A 17,539-nucleotide genomic window follows, 5' to 3' on the forward strand; every position below is an offset into this window, starting at 1 on the left:
CCCATGGCTGCAGCGCCTCTGGCAAGATTCCTCCCTCGTGATTTAAAGCGATTACAAATCTCAGTGTCCTTGGTTTGATGGATGATGGATGGCAGGATCGCGGAATAGGCTTGGATTTTCGTTTATTCAAAAAAGATAATGAAATATCATGTGTTTGTGTTTTTCTTATGCGCGAGCGCTGGAACAAGGTTTGACTCGTTTTCTGTTTTTTGCCAGTCTCCACCAACCAAAGCGTTTTCAAATTTGTTGTGGAGGTTGCAACGGCTTTGGTTTCTCGGGAGGAGATATTGATGAAGACACTGTTGAGCGCCGCCCTGATCGCGGCCACTGCGTTGTGCGGATCCGTCCAGGCGGCCGAGATTGCGGTCGCGGCGAATTCCACCGGCAAGAACCTGGATTTTCTGCGCAAGCTGTTCGTCGAGTTCGAAGAAAAGAGCGGGCACAAGGTGTCACTCGTCACCATGCCGCCCTCCAGTTCCGAGCAGTTCGCTCAGTACCGGCTGTGGCTTGCCGCCGGCAACAAAGACGTCGACGTCTACCAGACGGATGTGATCTGGGCGCCGCAGCTGGCCGACCAGTTCGTCGATCTGAAGGCTGCCGCAGGTGATGGGATCACCGATTTCTTTCCCTCGATCATCGAGTCGCAGACGGTGAACGGCCGTCTCGTGGCGATGCCGCTCTACACCGACGCGCCGGCGCTGTTCTACCGCAAGGACCTGCTGGAGAAATACGGCAAGGAGGTCCCGAAGACCTGGGCCGACATGGCGGCCGTCGCCAAGGACATCCAGGACAAGGAGCGCGAGGCCGGCCAGAAGGATCTCTGGGGTTATGTCTTCCAGGCCAATGCCTATGAGGGGCTGACCTGCAATGCGCTTGAATGGATCAAGTCGTCCGGCGGCGGGCAGATCGTCGAGCCGGATGGCACGATCTCGGTGAACAACGAAAAGGCCGCGGCCGCCCTCGATCAGGCGAAGTCCTGGATCGGTACGATCACACCGCCCGGCGTTCTCGCCTATCAGGAAGAGGAATCGCGCGGCGTCTGGCAGACCGGCAATGCCGTCTTCATGCGCAACTGGCCGTATGCCTATGCGCTTGGCAATGGTGACGACAGTGCGGTCAAGGGCAAGTTCGATGTGGCGACGCTTCCGGTGGCTGCCACCGGCGACAAGCCGTCCTCGACACTGGGCGGCTGGAACCTCGCCGTGTCGAAATATTCCGAAGAACAGGAAGCCTCGATCGACCTCGTCAAGTTCCTGACCTCGGCCGAGGTGCAGAAGCGCCGCGCCATCGAATTGTCGAACCTGCCGACGCGCTCGGCGCTCTATGACGACGCGGATGTCGCGGCGGCCCAGCCCTTCATGCCGCAGTGGAAGCCGATCTTCCAGGATGCCGTGCCGCGTCCGTCTGCCACGACCAAGGTCAAGTATAACGAGGTTTCCTCGCGCTTCTGGAGTGCCGTGCACAACACGCTGTCCGGCTCGGGCACTTCGGCAGAAAATCTCGAACTGCTCGAAATCGAGCTGAACGAACTCATGGGCAATGGCTGGTAATCCAGCCGCCGGGCGACCTCCTCGTCGCCCGGCTCCCGTCAGCCCCCCGTCACCCCAAGGGAGGACCGCCCATGTCAGACATCAGCATGAACCCTGCCGTGCGCCCACCGCCGGCCAAAGCCACAGCCGGCTCGGATCTCAGCGCCCAGCGCACCCGCTCCGCCTGGATCTTTCTCGCGCCGACCCTGATCGTGCTTGCCATGGTCGCCGGATGGCCGCTCATCCGGACCATCTATTTCAGTTTCACCAATGCGACCCTGAACAACCTCGCCGGTGCCGAATTCATCGGTTTCGGCAATTATCTGACCTGGATCACGCTGCAGAGCGGCCGCACGGTCTATCGCGGCTTGCTTGTGGATCCGGCCTGGTGGGGGGCGGTGGCGAATACGTTGCGCTTCACCCTGCTGTCGGTCTCGATCGAGACGGTGCTCGGTCTTGTCGTCGCTCTGGTGCTGAACGCCAGGTTTCCCGGACGCGGCATCGTGCGTGCCGCGATCCTCATCCCCTGGGCCATCCCGACGATCGTCTCGGCCAAGATGTGGGCCTGGATGCTCAACGACCAGTTCGGCATCCTCAACGACATCTTCCTCAATCTCGGCCTGATCAGCCAGAAGATCGCCTGGACGGCCAATCCGGAGACGGCGATGGTGGCCGTGCTGATCGTCGACGTGTGGAAAACCACGCCCTTCATGGCGCTGCTCATTCTCGCCGGCCTGCAGATGGTGCCGCAGGATATCTATGAAGCGGCGAAGATCGATGGGGTTCATCCGGTCAAAGTGTTTTTCAGGCTCACGCTGCCGCTCATCCGCCCGGCACTGATGGTGGCGGTGATCTTCCGCATGCTTGATGCGCTGCGCATCTTCGATCTCATCTATGTGCTGACGCCGAACAATTCGCAGACCAAGACCATGTCGGTCATGGCGCGGGAAAACCTCTTCGAGTTCGACAAGTTCGCCTATGGGGCAGCAGCATCCACCATGCTCTTCCTGATCATCGCCTCGATCACGGTCATTTACATCGTCTTCGGCCGCGTCAATCTTTCCGGAGGAGAGCGCTGATGCCGACCGTGGTCAAACAATCCGCCTTCTATCTGCTCGTTGCGATCATCGTCGTCATTGCGGTCTTCCCGTTCTACTACGCTGTTATCACCAGCCTCAAACCCGGTAGTGCGCTCTTCGACATCAGCTACTGGCCCAACACCGTGACATTCGGGAACTACGAAAGCGTGCTGTCGCGCGGCAGCTTCGTGCGCAGTCTCGGCAATTCGCTGCTGGTGGCAACCGTCGTGGTGGTGTTGTCGCTGTTTCTGGCGGTAACGGCATCCTATGCGCTGGCCCGTATCCGGTTTCGCGGGCGGGGGCTTTTGCTGCTCACCATCCTTGCGGTCTCGATGTTCCCGCAGATCGCCGTGCTTGCCGGCCTGTTCGAACTGATCCGCTGGATGGGGATCTTCAACACGCCGATCGCGCTGATCTTCTCCTACATGATCTTTACGCTGCCGTTCACCGTCTGGGTGCTCACCACCTTCATGCGGGACCTGCCGATCGAGATCGAGGAGGCGGCGATCGTTGACGGAGCCTCGTCCTGGGTGATCATCACGCAGGTTTTCATGCCGCTGATGTGGCCGGCGCTGGTGACGACCGGGCTTCTCGCTTTCATCACCGCCTGGAACGAGTTCCTCTTTGCGCTCACCTTCACCTCGTCGAACACGCAGCGCACCGTGCCGGTCGCCATCGCGCTGCTCTCTGGCGACAGCCAGTTCGAAATCCCCTGGGGCAGCATCATGGCCGCCTCGGTCATCGTCACCATTCCGTTGGTCGTACTCGTTCTGATCTTCCAGCGGCGCATCATTTCCGGCCTCACCGCCGGCGGCGTCAAGGGATAGGAGGATAACCCATGGCCCATATCCAACTCACGGACATCCGCAAATCGTTCGGAGCGCTTGAGGTCATCAAGGGCGTCGACATGGAAATCCGCTCCGGTGAATTCATGGTCTTTGTCGGCCCGTCCGGCTGCGGCAAGTCCACGCTTTTGCGCCTGATCGCTGGCCTCGAAGACATCTCGTCCGGCACACTCGCCTTCGACGGCGAGGTGATGAACCAGCTGCCGCCCGCGAAACGTGGCATCGCGATGGTCTTCCAATCCTATGCGCTTTATCCGCATATGACCGTGTTCAACAACATGGCCTTCGGCATGAAGCTTGCCGGTCACGACAAGGCGGAGCGCGACCGAAGGGTGCGGGAGGCGGCCGAGATGCTGCAGCTCACGCCCTATCTGGAACGGCTGCCCCGGCAGCTTTCGGGCGGTCAGCGCCAGCGTGTGGCGATCGGTCGCGCCATCGTTCGCGATCCTCGCGTGTTCCTCTTCGATGAACCGCTCTCCAACCTCGATGCCGCGCTGCGCGTCGCCACCCGTCTCGAAATCGCCAAGCTTCATCGCAGCATGCACAACACCACGATGATCTATGTGACCCATGACCAGGTGGAAGCCATGACGCTCGCCGACCGGATCTGCGTGCTGCGGGACGGCGTGGTCGAGCAGGTGGGCACGCCGCTCGAACTCTATGAGAGCCCGAATTCGCTCTTCGTCGCCGGCTTCATCGGGTCGCCGAAGATGAATTTCCTCGACGGGCGCTTTTCGGACGAAATGGGCGCCCATACCATCGGCATCCGCGCCGAGCATCTTTCGATTGAACAAGATGGCCGCTGGCGGGGTTCTGTCGTGCATTCCGAAATGCTGGGATCGGACAGCTATGTCTATGTCGACATCGGCACGTCCGAGCCGGTCGTCGTGCGGCAGGAAGGGACGGCGACGCTGAAGCCCGGCGAAACCGTCGCTCTCTCGCCTGTTGAACATGAACTGCACCGTTTCGACCGCGATGGCCGCGCCATCGGCCGCGGCCTGATGAAAGGCGCTGCCTGAGCGCCAAAATGAAATACGGTCCTCCATGGCGGGGGACCGATACCGAAGGAGAATTCAGATGACGATCAGAACAGTTGTCTGGGGCGAAAACGTCCACGAACGGGAAAATGCCATCGTCCGCGGGATCTATCCCGATGGCATGCATTCGACGATTGCGGCTGCCCTCAATACCGACAGCGAGATCGAGGCGACCACCGCAACCCTGCAGGAGCCGGAACACGGCCTGTCGGTCGAGCGGCTGGCAGAGACGGACGTGCTCGTCTGGTGGGGCCACAAGGCGCATGGCGAAGTCTCCGATGAGATCGTCGAGCGGGTTGCACGCCGGGTCTGGGAAGGCATGGGGCTGCTGGTCCTGCATTCCGGCCACTTTTCCAAGCCGTTCAAGCGGCTGATGGGCACGCCCTGTGCGCTGAAATGGCGCGAGGCGGGTGAACGCGAGCGGATATGGACGGTCAATCCGGGCCATCCGATCGCAGCGGGAATCCCGGAAAACTTCGTGCTGGAAAACGAGGAAATGTACGGCGAGTTCTTCTCGGTTCCCGAGCCGCTCGAAACCGTGTTCATCTCCTGGTTTGCCGGCGGGGAGATCTTCCGTTCGGGCCTGACCTGGAAGCGCGGGGCTGGCAATATCTTCTACTTCCGCCCCGGCCACGAGACCTATCCGACCTATCACGACGCAACCGTGCAGCAGGTCATCCGCAATGGCGTGAAATGGGCGTACAATTCGATGCCGCGATACGGCGCCGTGCATGACGCACCGAACGTTCCGGTCGAAAAGGCGCTTGAGCCGATCACCGAGCGCGGCCCCCGTCTCCATCAGGCCGGCGAGGAAGGCTACAAATGAGCACTGCCCCCATACGCCTGTTGATCCTCGGCACGGGTGGCATGGCCAATACCCATGCCATGAATTTTTCCACGATTACCGACGTGCAGCTTGTGGCGGCCGTCGATCTGGACATGGCGACGGTGCGGGCCTTTGCCGCCCGTCACAACATCCCCAACACCTTCACCTCGCTCGACGAGGCGATTGCCTGGGGCGAGTTCGATGCGGTCACCAATGTCACGCCTGACAAGGTCCATTATCCGACCACGCTCAAGCTCCTGGCGGCCGGCAAACATGTGATGTGCGAGAAGCCGCTCGCCGAGAACTATGCCAAGGCCGATGAAATGGCGACGGCGGCGGAAACCTCCGGCCTCGTCAACATGGTCAACCTCACCTATCGCAACGTGGCGCAGGTGCAGAAGGCAAGGCAGATGGTCTTGGCCGGCGAGATCGGCAAGGTGCGCCATATCGAGGCCTCCTACCTGCAGAGCTGGCTCGTCTCCAAGGCCTGGGGTGACTGGTCGACGGAGAGCCAGTGGCTCTGGCGGCTGTCGACGAAACACGGCTCGAACGGCGTGCTCGGCGATGTCGGCATCCATATCCTCGACTTCGTCGGTTATGGCGCGGCGACGGATATCGACCATGTCTTTGCCCGGCTGAAGGCATTCGATAAGGCGCCTGGCAACAAGATCGGCGAATATGATCTTGATGCCAATGACAGCTTCACCATGACGGCGGAGTTCACCAACGGGGCCATGGGCGTCATCCATGCCAGCCGCTGGGCGACGGGGCATCTGAACGAGCTTCGTCTCCGGGTGCATGGCGACAAGGGCGCGCTGGAGGTCATTCACCGGCTCGATGGATCGAGCCTCCGGGCCTGCCTGCAGGAAGACGTCGAAAAGGCGGTCTGGCGCGAGATCGAGGTCGATCCGGTGCAGACGAACTATCAGAAGTTCATTGCGGCCATCCAGTCCGGCTATACCCAGGAGCCGAACTTCCGCCATGCGGCGAACCTGCAGAAGATCCTCGATCTCGCCATGCTGACGGAAGTCGAGCGGCGCGAACTTGCCATCTGAGGGTTTTCTCATTCACACACACGAAAACGCCGCCCGAGGAGGTTCGGGCGGCGTTTCCATTCTGCGCAACTTTATGGCGGCGCGGGAGCTTGTGGCTCAGTAGCTGACGGTCACAGCCGACTTGTCCTTGGCAGACTTGACGGCCGCGTCAGCAAGCGCCAGCGCGATCAGGCCGTCTTCGGCCGAGGGGGCCATCGGCGTGCCGTTGTCGAGCGCGTCGATGAAGGCGGAGATTTCAGCGGCATAGGCTGCCGTGTAGCGGGTCATGAAGAAGTCGTGCAGCGGCGGGCGGGTATAGCCGTCCTTGTTGGCGACTTCGATCGAGACCGGGCGCTGGTTTTCGGCCGAAACCGAGCCGAGCGAACCATGCACTTCGATGCGCTGGTCGTAGCCGTAAGACGCGCGGCGCGAGTTGGAGATGATCGCCTGGCGGCCGCTCTTCGTCGTCAGGATCAGTGAGGCGCTGTCGTAGTCGCCGAGTTCGCCGATCTTGGGGTCAACCAGGACGGAGGCCGAGGCCTGGACCGTTTCGATCTCTTCGCCGAGCAGGAATCGGGCCATGTCGAAGTCATGGATGGTCATGTCGCGGAAGATGCCGCCGGAGACCTTGATGTATTCGGCCGGCGGTGCGCCCGGATCGCGGCTGGTGATCGTGACCATTTCGACTTTGCCGATCGAGCCCTTGTCGATTTCCTTGCGCACGGCCTGGAAATGCGGGTCGAAGCGGCGGTTGAAGCCGAGCATGACCTTGCCGCCGACGGCGCGCACGGTCTCAAGGCATGCCTTGGCGCGGGCAACGTCGAGATCAATCGGCTTTTCGCAGAAGATCGCCTTGCCGGCCTTGGCGAAACGCTCGATCAGGTCGGCATGGGTGTTGGTCGGCGTGCAGATGATGACGGCGTCGATGTCCTTATCGGCCTCGATCTCCTCGATCGTCTTCACCGCGCAGCCGGTCTGGGACGCAATGGCGTTCGCGGCGTCTGCGAATGCGTCCGCAACGGCGACCAGCTTGGCACGCTTGTCTTCGGCAATCGCTTTTGCATGTACCTTGCCGATACGGCCGGCGCCCAGAAGGGCCAGTCTCGTGACCATGATCATTCCTCCCTGTGCCCGGTCTTCTCGCAGACAAGGCGATTGTTGTGTTGTCAGGCGCTCGCGGGGAGCACCTTGTCCCTGTTCCATTTCGCGCTGGCAAATGTGACGATTTGGAATATATGTTCTATTTTGCTAGATCGTGACACTGTTCATGTCAAGCGAAGTTCAGGCAAACGGGGGCAGGATGAACGAGAGTGTCGGGCCGCAGACGATCAAGGCCTTCGAGGACCGGCTGCTGGAGGTGTCGAGCACGCTGCCGAAGCGCCTGAAGCAGTGCGCCGACTATGTCGCGGCCAACAAGGACCGCATCGCGGTGTCGACCGTGGCGGAGATGGCGGAAGGAGCCGGCGTGCAGCCGTCCGCCTTCATGCGCTTCTGCCAGATCATGGGCTTTTCCGGCTTTTCCGAGATGCAGAAGCTGTTTCGCGAGAGCTTTGTCGGCGGCTGGCCGGATTATTCGACGCGGCTTCAGCACCTGCGGGAGATGCAGGAAGGCACGCCGTCTGCGCTTCTCGCCGAATTCGTCGAAGCCGGCCGCATGTCGCTGGAAAATCTCGTCAAAACCGTTGATCCCCAGGCGCTTGAGACGGCGGTTGGGCTGCTTTCAAAAGCGCGGATGATCCATATCATCGGCCTGCGGCGCTCCTTTCCCGTAGCGAGTTACATGGCCTATGCCTTCGAGAAGATGGGCGTGCCGGCCATGCTGCACAGCGTGGTCGGGCGGCTCGACAATCACCATGCCATCCGCGAGGGTGATGCCCTGCTCGCCGTCACCTTCTCCCCCTATTCTTCGGAGACGCTGGATCTCGTCGAAGATGTCGCGGGCAGGGGCATTCCCGTGGTTGCCGTCACTGATACGGTCGTCAGCCCGCTCCGGCGGATGAATGCCACCTTGCTCTCGGTCTCGGAAGTGGATTTCGGCGCCTTCCGGTCGCTTTCCGCGACCCTTTGTCTCGCCATCACTCTATCCGTTGCCGTTGGAACGGCCCGGCAGGAAGATTGAACGTCCGTATTGAAATTCTGAAAAATAGAATTTATGGTCCATTTTGAAGAATGGCCGTTCCATTCGATGGAATGGCCGGTGGAGAGCGGGGCAGGTAGATCCCGCAGCAGGGAGGACAATTTGGCTTCGCTCGATCTGATCACGATCGGCCGCTCGTCCGTGGACCTTTACGGGGCCCAGGTCGGCGGGCGGCTGGAGGATATGGCCTCCTTCAACAAATACATTGGTGGCTCCCCGACCAATATCGCAGCCGGCACCGCACGGCTTGGGCTGAAATCGGCGCTGATCACCCGTGTCGGCGACGAGCATATGGGGCGCTTCATCCGCGAGCAGCTGGTGCGCGAGGGCGTCGATGTGCGTGGCGTGAAGACCGACAAGGAGCGGCTCACCGCACTGGTGCTGCTCGGCATCCGGGACGAACACCAGTTTCCGCTGATCTTCTACCGCGAGAACTGCGCCGACATGGCGTTGTCGGAAGACGATATCGATCCGGATTTCGTTGCCGAGGCACGTTGCGTCTGCGTCACCGGCACGCATCTCTCCAACCCGCGCACGGAACAGGCGGTGCTGAAGGCGCTGGCGATTGCGCGCGAATATGGCGGGCTGACGGCCCTCGACATCGATTACCGCCCGAACCTCTGGGGCCTGGCCGGCCACGGCGATGGCGAGAGCCGCTTCGTCGAATCCGAAAAGGTGACGCGGAAACTGCAGTCGACGCTGCATCTGTTCAACCTGATCGTCGGCACGGAAGAGGAATTCCATATTGCCGGTGGCTCGACCGATACGATCGAGGCTCTGCGTGCCGTGCGCCAGGTCTCGCCGGCGACGCTGGTCTGCAAGCGCGGGCCGATGGGCGCTGTTGTTTTTGAAGATGCCATTCCCGACAGTCTCGACGAGGGGCAGACCGGCGAGGGTTTCCCGATCGAAGTCTTCAACGTTCTCGGCGCCGGCGACGGCTTCATGTCTGGGCTGCTCAAGGGTTGGCTGACCGGGGAAGACTGGCCGACCTCGCTGAAATTTGCCAATGCCTGCGGCGCCTTTGCCGTCTCGCGCCACGGCTGCACGCCGGCCTATCCGAGCTGGGAAGAGCTGCAGTATTTCTTCCGCACCGGCATAAAGAACAAGGCGCTGCGCAAGGATGCAGCGCTTGAGCAGGTGCATTGGTCGACCAACCGCAAGGGCGACTGGTCGACCATGCGGGTCTTTGCCTTCGATCACCGCATGCAGCTCGAAGCCATGGCCAAGGAGGCGGGCGTTTCTGAACATCGGATCGGTGCCTTCAAGAACCTCTGCCTCGATGCCGCCCTCAAGGTTTCCGATGGCAAGCCAGGTTATGGCTTGCTCTGCGACAGCCGACTGGGTCGCGATGCGCTCTACCGCGCCGCCGGCACGGGGTTGTGGATCGGTCGTCCGGTCGAATGGCCGGGGTCGCGGCCGCTGACGCTGGAGCCGGAAATCGGCCCCGATTTCGGCGGTCTGGTCGAATGGCCTGTCGATCATGTGGTGAAGGTGCTCACCTTCTATCATCCTGACGATACGCCGGAGATGAAGGCGGAGCAGGAACAGACGGTGCTCAGGCTCTTCCATGCAGCCCGTCGCAATCGCCTGGAATTCCTGCTGGAGGTCATCCCCTCCAAGGTCGGGGGCTGCGACGACGAGACGGTGGCCAAGATCATCGAGCGCTTCTACGAGATCGGCGTCTATCCCGACTGGTGGAAGCTGGAGCCGATGAAGACGGTGGCGTCCTGGGCCAATGCCTGCAATGCGATCGAGCGCAATGATCCCTATACGCGCGGCATCGTCGTGCTCGGGCTTGATGCGCCGCAGGCGGAACTGGAGGCGAGCTTCCAGCTTGCCGCCGGCTTCGATCTAGTCAAGGGTTTCGCCGTCGGTCGCACCATCTTCGGCGACGCTGCGCGCAAGTGGCTCGCCGGCAACTTAAATGACGCCCAGGCCGTGGAGGATATGGCGGCCCGTTACCAGAGCCTCTGCGCAATCTGGGATGCGGCACGCCAAAAGGCGGTTTCCGCCAAGGGAGGAAAAGCATGAAGACGATCCGGCTGACCGCCGCACAGGCGATGGTGCGTTACCTCGCCAACCAGATGAACGAGGACGGCGTGCCCTACATCGCCGGCATGTGGGCGATCTTCGGTCACGGCAATGTCGCCGGTATCGGCGAAGCGCTTTACGGCATCCGCGACGAGCTGCCGACCTATCGCGGCCAGAACGAACAGTCGATGGCGCATGCGGCAATCGCCTATGCCAAGCAGCTCGGCCGTCGCCGCGCCATGGCCGTGACGTCCTCGATCGGGCCCGGTGCGCTCAATATGGTGACGGCGGCAGCGCTCGCGCATGTCAACCGTCTGCCGGTGCTCTTCATCCCCGGCGACGTCTTCGCCAATCGTGGCCCTGATCCGGTTTTGCAGCAGATCGAGGATTTCGGCGACGGCACGATGTCGGCGAATGATTGCTTCCGACCCGTCAGCCGCTACTTCGACCGCATCATGCGGCCGGAACACCTCCTGACCGCGTTGCCGCGCGCCATGCGGACGCTGACCGATCCCGCCGATTGCGGCCCTGTCACACTCGCTTTCTGCCAGGACGTCCAGGCCGAGGCCTATGATTATCCCGAAAGCTTCTTTGCCAAAAAGACCTGGCGCTTCCGTCGTCCGGAGCCGGATGTCGTGGAGTTCGAGGCGGCAGTTGCGGCGCTGAAGGCAGCGAAACACCCTGTGATCGTCGCCGGTGGCGGCGTGCATTTTTCCGGCGCCACGGAGACGCTGAAGGCTTTTGTCGAGAAGCACCAGATCCCTGTTGTCGAGACGCAGGCCGGCAAGTCGGCGCTTGCCTGGGACCATGGCCTCAATTTCGGTCCTGTCGGCGTGACCGGTGCCGAAAGCGCCAATGTGGTTTCCGAAAAAGCCGACCTCGTCATAGGTGTCGGCACGCGTTTCCAGGATTTCACCACCGGCTCCTGGGCGCTGTTCAAGAACCCTGATCGCAAGATCCTGGCGCTCAACGTGCAGCCTTACGACAGCGCCAAGCATGATGCGATCCCGCTGGTGGCGGATGCCAAGATCGGCCTCGAAAAGCTCTCGGCAGCACTCGGCGATCACACGTATGCCGCACCCGATGCCGGTCTCAAGGCCTCCTGGTTCGCCAAGGCGGATGCCGTGACGGCAGCGCCTGTCGACAGCAATGCGCTGCCGACCGACATGCAGGTGATCGGCGCCGTGCAGCGCGCCTCGCGCGACAATACGGTGGTCATGTGCGCCGCCGGCACCATGCCGGGCGAGCTGCATCAGCTGTGGAAGTCAAAGCTGCCGCTCTCCTATCACATGGAATACGGCTTCTCCTGCATGGGTTACGAGATTGCCGGCGGTCTCGGCATCAAGATGGCCGAGCCCGATCGCGACGTCATCGTCATGGTCGGCGACGGCTCCTACATGATGATGAATTCGGAGCTGGCAACCGCTGTCGGCATGGGCGTGAAGATCACGCTGGTGATCACCGACAACAGGGGATACGGCTGCATCAACCGGTTGCAGATGGGCACCGGCGGCGCGCAGTTCAACAATCTCTACGCCCATACCAATGTCAGCCCGATGGCGATCGATTTCGCGGCACATGCGGCGTCGATGGGGGCACGCTCCCACAAGGTGTCGTCCATTGCGGAGCTGGAAACGGCGCTCGACGCCGCCCGCGAGGCGACCGAGACCACCGCCATCGTCATCGATACCGATCCTTATCCGACCACCGGAGCCGGCGGTTCCTGGTGGGATGTCGCGGTGCCGGAAGTCTCGGCCCGCGCCGAAGTCAATCAAGCCCGCATTGCCTATGAAGCGGCTCTGAAGGAAAGAACCTGATCATGATCCTTTTCGGAACCAACCCGATTGCCTGGTCGAATGACGACGACCGCCGCCTCGGTGCCCATATCAGCCTCGAACAGTGCCTGGACGAAACCGCCAAGATCGGTTTCGACGGCATCGAGAAGGGCCACAAGCTGCCGACCGATCCTGATGGCTTGAAGTCGGTGCTCGAGCCGCGCGGCCTGAAATTCGTCTCCGGCTGGCATTCGCTGAACCTGCTGACAAACTCGATCGAGGACGAAAAGGCTGCCATGCAGCCCTTCCTCGATGTGCTCAAGGCCATGGGCTGCAAGGTCATCATCGTCTGCGAAACCTCCAACGCCATCCATGGCGCCGATGATGTGGCGCTGGCCGATCGTCCCGTCCTGTCGGATGCCGATTGGGCCAAGTTCGGCGCCGGCGTCGAGGCGCTGGCCGAATTCTCGGCTTCCCAGGGCATCTCGCTGGTCTATCACCACCACATGGGCACGGTCGTCGAGACCGAGGCCGAGATCGACAAGCTGATGGAACACACTGGCCCGCATGCCAAGCTGCTGCTCGACACCGGCCATTGCTATTTCGGCGGCGGTAATCCGGAAGCGGTTGCGAAAAAATACATGCACCGCGTCGGCCATATCCACGCGAAGAATGTCCGTCCCGTGATTGCCGATCAGGTTCGCAACGAAAAGCTCTCCTTCCTCGAAGGCGTGCGTCGCGGCGTCTTCACCGTTCCGGGTGACACTGAGGGCGGCGTGAATTTCCCGCCGGTGCTGAAGATTGCCGCCGAGCATGGTTATGAAGGCTGGATCGTCATCGAGGCGGAGCAGGATCCGGATGTACGCAACCCCTTCGAGTACCAGAGCCTCGGCCTGAAATCGCTCAAGGGTTTTGCCAAGGACGCAGGTCTGATCTGATAGCGAAGCCGGGGCGGGGACTTAATCTCTGCCCCGTGTTTTGACAGCAGACGGATTTGGGCTCTATTGCAGGCGACCATTCACAAGACTGCCGGGAGCAAAGCCTTGAAATTCCAGATCCTCGATCCGACCCACCCCTTTTTCAAGCCGCTGTGGATCCGCATTCTCTGCACGGTGCTGCCGCTCGCCTGGGCCGGGGTGGAATATTCGAATGGTGCGACCGGCTGGGCGATGATCTTCACCGCCACCGGTCTCTATGCTGGTTACGAACTGCTGTTCATGTATGAGCACACGATGAAAAAGGCCGAAGCCAAGGCGGAGGCCGAGCGGGCGCGGATCGCGGCAGAGGCCGAACGCTCCGACGCCGACTGAGCATAAAACACGGGAGACGAGACATGGCCGACCTGTTGCGCAAGCCATCTGACACATCCGGCAAGGTACATGACATCACGCCGGCCAGCGCCGGCTGGGGTTATGTCGGCTTCGGGCTCTATCGCCTGAAGGCGGGCGAAAGCGCTGCCGAGCCGACCGGTGAGACAGAGGTCATTCTGGTGCTTGTCGAGGGTAAGGCCACGATATCAGGCGGTGGCAAGGACTTCGGCGAACTCGGTCAGCGCATGTCGGTGTTCGAGAAAACCCCGCCGCATTGCGTCTACGTGCCGGCGGGTGCCGACTGGTCTGCCAAGGCCACGACCGACTGCGTGCTGGCTGTCTGCACGGCTCCCGCCATGCCCGGCCGCGAAGCGCAGCAGATCGGGCCGGAGGGCATTTCGCTTGTCGAGCGCGGCAAAGGCGCCAATACCCGCCACATCTATCCGATCGCCATGGAAGACCGGGACGTGGCCGACAGCCTCTTGGTGACGGAGGTCTTTACCCCCTCGGGCAACTGGTCGTCCTATCCGCCGCATCGGCATGACGAGGACAATTTCCCCGAGATGACCTATCTTGAGGAAACCTATTACCACCGCCTGAACCCCGCCCAGGGTTTCGGCTTCCAGCGAGTGTTCACCGAAGACGGCTCGCTGGACGAGACCATGGCCGTGTCGGATGGCGATGTGGTCCTGGTGCCTAGGGGGCATCACCCCTGTGGCGTGCCGCATGGCTATGAGATGTACTATCTCAATGTCATGGCCGGGCCCTTGCGCAAATGGCGCTTCCAGAACCATCCTGACCATGACTGGATCTACCAGCGCGACAGCAAATAAGGGGCCTGGACGGCGCTTTCGCCTTCACGAAAGCGTTTCCTGGAACAATTCCAAATCCGCTTGCCGATCCTCTCCGTATTGGATGCACAACGCGCCAATGATGGAGACGCACCCATGCCGAAGCTCACTTTTGCCCTTGTCGGGCTTGCCCTGAGCCTGCTGCCGGTCACCGGACAGGCTGCCGACAAATTCACATTCGAAGACTATTTCTCAGGCCGCACCGAGGCGGTGGGTTCGTTCAGCGCCATCAATGGCGTCAAGCGCAGTTTTACCGTCGATCTGACCGGCAAGTGGGACGGCAAGACACTGACGCTGCGCGAAGACTTCGTCTTCGATGACGGCACAAAAGACCGCAAGACCTGGCGCTTCACCAAGACCAGCCCGACGATGTATAGCGGCACGCGCGAGGACGTCATTGGCGAGACCACCGTACGGCTGAATGGTGCCGTCGCGCGGTTCAACTATCTCGTTTATCTGAGCCCGGAAACACAGGGCAACAAGGTGCGTTTCTGGGACAAGATGGTGCTGCGCGAAGACGGGACGGTGCTGAATACGGCGCTCGTCACCAAGTTCGGCATCCCGGTCGCCAAGACCACGGTCGAGTTCCGCAAACCGGGGTCCTCGCACAAGACGGCGAGCCGCTGAGGCTCAGTTGCTTCGTGCCGTAAGCCAGCGGTCGATGCCATTGGCCGCTGCGATGCCGGTCGCGAAACAGGCGGTCAGCAGATAACCGCCCGTCGGCGCCTCCCAGTCGAGCATTTCGCCTGCCACGAAAGTGCCCGGCCGGGCGTTCAGCATGAAGTCACTGTCGATCGCGTCGAGGGTTACGCCGCCTGCGGTCGAGATCGCCTCGGCGATCGGGCGCGGGCGTTTGACAGGGAGCGGCAGAGCCTTGATGAGGCGTGCCAGTGCGCCCGACGTCAGCTGGTTGGCCTCGGGGTTGACCTCACGCAGAAGCGCGATCTTCACGCCGTCGAGATTGGCGGCCTTCTTCAGGCGGGTCGAGAAACTTGTCTTGCGGTCCTGGCGGTCGAGATCGGCTGCCAGTTTCTCCACAGTGCGGCCCGGCGCGAGATCGAGCAGAAGCTCGGCGTGCCCATCACGCTCGAGCGCATCCCTGAGTGCGGCCGAATGGCCGTAGATCAGGCTCCCTTCGATGCCGCCCCGGCTGATGACGAATTCGCCCTGCGTGGTGCCGGCCGTCGACGTCGCCTTGACCGACTTCACCGGCTGGCCGGAGAAGCGGCCGTTGAAGCTTTCTGAGAAGTCGCAGTCAAAACCGCAATTGGCTGGGCGAAGCGGGGCAATGGCGACGCCTTCGTTTGCAAGCAGCGGCACCCAGGCCGCATCCGACCCGAGCTTCGGCCAGCTTGCGCCGCCGAGGGCGAGAAGTGTCGCGTCGGCAATCACTCGCTTCTGATCCTCTGGTGTCTCGAAAAGCAGGGCATCTTTGTCAAATCCGGTCCAGCGGTGGCGGGTGAGGATGGTCACGCCCAGCCCTTCCAGCCGTTTCAACCAGGCGCGCAACAGCGGCGAGGCTTTCATCACTGTCGGGAAGACGCGGCCGGAGGTGCCGACAAAGGTTTCCGTGCCGAGGTTGGCGGCCCAGGCCCGGATCGCTTCCGGCGTCATCAGGTCCAGCACCGGGCGTAGCCTTTCGTTGGCCGCGCCATAGCGGGTGACGAAGCGGGCGTAGTCTTCGGCATGGGTGATGTTCAAGCCCGACTTTCCGGCGAGCAGGAACTTGCGACCCACTGTCGGCATGGCTTCATAGATGGTGACGGCATGGCCCTTGGCGGCCAAATGTTCCGCCGCCATCAGGCCCGCCGGGCCACCGCCGATGATCGCCACGCTTTTCGTCATCCCTGATCAGTCCAGCGTGAAGGTCGAGAGGCGGTCAACCAGACCTTCGATCGTCGCGCTGTCGGCATTGGCGAAGGCGAAGCGCAGGTAATCCTGGCAGTCGTCGCCGAAATAGGCGCCGGGGATGCAGAGCACACCGGCCTGTTTTGCCAGCCGTTCGGCGACATACGTGGAGTCCTGGCCTGCAAAGGGATGGCGGATGAAGGCGAAGTAGGCGCCGAGCGAGTCCATCTTCCAGGCGGGAAGCTTGGCCATTACGCCTTTTAGCGTATCGGCCCGCTTGAGGATTTCGATCCGGTTGTCGTCACGCCAGGCCTTCAGCGCCGGAATGGCCTTGGCGACAGCCGCCTGCGGCGCGCGGGGCGCACAGATCTGCAGGTTGTCCATCACCTTGGCGATTTCGGAGACCGCGCGAGGCCCGGCCGTGATCGCGCCCAGACGATGGCCGGGAATGCAGAAGGATTTTGAGAAGGAGTAGAGCAGGATGAGGTTTTCGTCCCAGCCTTGAATCGACAGGAGATCATGCGGACGATCGCCGCCGGGCAGAAAATCGCGATAGGTCTCATCGAGGATCAGGAAGGCACCGGACTTCCGGCAGGCCTCGAAGGCCTGATGCAAGAGAGCCGCTGGATAGATCGCACCGGTCGGATTGTTGGGCGAGACGAGTGCGACAGCCTTCACGCCCTTCGCCAGGGCCGCCTCGATGCCTTCAATGGTGGGCACGAAACCGGTTTCCGGATCAAGCGGGATGAGCTCGCGCCGGATGCCCATCATCGCCAGCGTTGTTTCCTGGTTGAAGTAGAAGGGATCGGTCAGCGCCACCGCATCGCCGCTTGCGGCAATCGCCGACATCACAGCCATGAAGGCCTGGTTGCAGCCCGCCGTGATGTGGATGTTCTCGGCGCTCACAGGCGCGCCATAGACCGAGGCCACTTCTGCCGCATAGGCCTCGCGCAGCGGGGGCTCGCCCTCGATCGGGCCGTATCCGGCATTGGCGCGGCTCGATGCAGCCTCGGCCAGCCAGGCGAAGAGATCCGGGTGCGGCGGATAGCCGGGCACCGCCTGGCTCAAGTCGATCATCCGGCCGCGAGCGCCATCATAGGCGCGTGCCCAGGCAAAAACGGAGGGGACCGGCGGGGCCGAGAGGTCTGCGACGAGCGGATTGAAAGGGGCGGCGGGCATGGTCTTGTCCTTTGTCGGTGCCGTGCCTCTGCGCGGGTGTCCTCGCGAGTCGGATGAA

At 61.9% G+C, this 17,539-nt stretch carries 16 protein-coding genes; 13 read left to right on the plus strand and 3 right to left on the minus strand.

Annotated elements, in window-relative coordinates:
• The first annotated feature begins 290 nt into the window (after positions 1-290).
• From DFO46_RS01465 to DFO46_RS01490, 6 genes are all read left to right on the plus strand, one after another.
• A complete protein-coding gene (locus tag DFO46_RS01465; RefSeq protein WP_110792554.1) occupies positions 291-1,550 on the plus strand; it encodes an ABC transporter substrate-binding protein in 1,260 nt (419 codons plus the stop codon).
• Between the two features lie 71 nt (positions 1,551-1,621).
• Entirely contained in the window at positions 1,622-2,608 is a 987-nt protein-coding gene (locus DFO46_RS01470; RefSeq protein ID WP_110792555.1) for a sugar ABC transporter permease, read from the plus strand.
• Positions 2,608-3,435: a carbohydrate ABC transporter permease gene (locus DFO46_RS01475; protein ID WP_183041820.1), complete on the plus strand. Its 828-nt coding sequence runs from the start codon at positions 2,608-2,610 to the stop codon at positions 3,433-3,435. Before DFO46_RS01470 ends, DFO46_RS01475 begins: the two co-directional genes overlap by 1 nt.
• Before the next feature lie 11 nt (positions 3,436-3,446).
• Entirely contained in the window at positions 3,447-4,472 is a 1,026-nt protein-coding gene (locus DFO46_RS01480; RefSeq protein ID WP_120276089.1) for an ABC transporter ATP-binding protein, read from the plus strand.
• Between the two features lie 58 nt (positions 4,473-4,530).
• Positions 4,531-5,316 (plus strand): ThuA domain-containing protein, encoded by a 786-nt coding sequence (locus tag DFO46_RS01485; RefSeq protein ID WP_120276090.1) that lies wholly within the window; start codon positions 4,531-4,533, stop codon positions 5,314-5,316.
• Positions 5,313-6,371, plus strand: a complete 1,059-nt coding sequence (locus DFO46_RS01490) for a Gfo/Idh/MocA family oxidoreductase (RefSeq protein ID WP_120276091.1) — start codon at positions 5,313-5,315, stop codon at positions 6,369-6,371. Before DFO46_RS01485 ends, DFO46_RS01490 begins: the two co-directional genes overlap by 4 nt.
• A gap of 96 nt (positions 6,372-6,467) precedes the next feature.
• Here DFO46_RS01490 and iolG read toward each other — a convergent pair whose 3' ends face one another.
• Positions 6,468-7,463 (minus strand): inositol 2-dehydrogenase, encoded by a 996-nt coding sequence (gene iolG, locus DFO46_RS01495; RefSeq protein ID WP_120278099.1) that lies wholly within the window; start codon positions 7,461-7,463, stop codon positions 6,468-6,470.
• Between the two features lie 187 nt (positions 7,464-7,650).
• Between iolG and DFO46_RS01500 the strand changes: the two genes are divergently transcribed.
• From DFO46_RS01500 to DFO46_RS01530, 7 genes are all read left to right on the plus strand, one after another.
• Positions 7,651-8,469 (plus strand): MurR/RpiR family transcriptional regulator, encoded by an 819-nt coding sequence (locus DFO46_RS01500; protein WP_120276092.1) that lies wholly within the window; start codon positions 7,651-7,653, stop codon positions 8,467-8,469.
• A 120-nt stretch (positions 8,470-8,589) separates the two neighbouring features.
• Complete coding sequence (gene iolC / locus DFO46_RS01505; protein WP_120278100.1) at positions 8,590-10,518, plus strand: 5-dehydro-2-deoxygluconokinase; 1,929 nt, start codon at positions 8,590-8,592, stop codon at positions 10,516-10,518.
• Positions 10,515-12,335 (plus strand): 3D-(3,5/4)-trihydroxycyclohexane-1,2-dione acylhydrolase (decyclizing), encoded by a 1,821-nt coding sequence (gene iolD / locus DFO46_RS01510; protein ID WP_120276093.1) that lies wholly within the window; start codon positions 10,515-10,517, stop codon positions 12,333-12,335. The genes iolC and iolD overlap by 4 nt, the downstream gene beginning before the upstream one ends.
• 2 nt (positions 12,336-12,337) lie before the next feature.
• Positions 12,338-13,231, plus strand: coding sequence for a myo-inosose-2 dehydratase (gene iolE, locus DFO46_RS01515; RefSeq protein ID WP_120276094.1), 894 nt, complete (start codon positions 12,338-12,340; stop codon positions 13,229-13,231).
• 105 nt (positions 13,232-13,336) lie between these two features.
• Positions 13,337-13,603, plus strand: coding sequence for a hypothetical protein (locus tag DFO46_RS01520; RefSeq protein WP_120278101.1), 267 nt, complete (start codon positions 13,337-13,339; stop codon positions 13,601-13,603).
• A gap of 23 nt (positions 13,604-13,626) precedes the next feature.
• Positions 13,627-14,436, plus strand: a complete 810-nt coding sequence (iolB, locus tag DFO46_RS01525) for a 5-deoxy-glucuronate isomerase (protein WP_120276095.1) — start codon at positions 13,627-13,629, stop codon at positions 14,434-14,436.
• 114 nt (positions 14,437-14,550) lie between these two features.
• Positions 14,551-15,081, plus strand: a complete 531-nt coding sequence (locus tag DFO46_RS01530) for a DUF3833 family protein (RefSeq protein WP_120276096.1) — start codon at positions 14,551-14,553, stop codon at positions 15,079-15,081.
• Positions 15,082-15,084: 3 nt separating this feature from the next.
• On the opposite strand, the gene DFO46_RS01535 is transcribed toward DFO46_RS01530, so the two are convergent.
• Both DFO46_RS01535 and DFO46_RS01540 read right to left on the minus strand, forming a co-directional pair.
• Positions 15,085-16,299 (minus strand): TIGR03862 family flavoprotein, encoded by a 1,215-nt coding sequence (locus tag DFO46_RS01535; protein WP_120276097.1) that lies wholly within the window; start codon positions 16,297-16,299, stop codon positions 15,085-15,087.
• Between the two features lie 6 nt (positions 16,300-16,305).
• Positions 16,306-17,481 (minus strand): aminotransferase, encoded by a 1,176-nt coding sequence (locus DFO46_RS01540; RefSeq protein WP_120276098.1) that lies wholly within the window; start codon positions 17,479-17,481, stop codon positions 16,306-16,308.
• Positions 17,482-17,539 lie beyond the last annotated feature (58 nt).

This window comes from Rhizobium sp. AG855 (assembly GCF_003610655.1).
Taxonomy (GTDB): Bacteria; Pseudomonadota; Alphaproteobacteria; order Rhizobiales; family Rhizobiaceae; genus Allorhizobium; species Allorhizobium wuzhouense.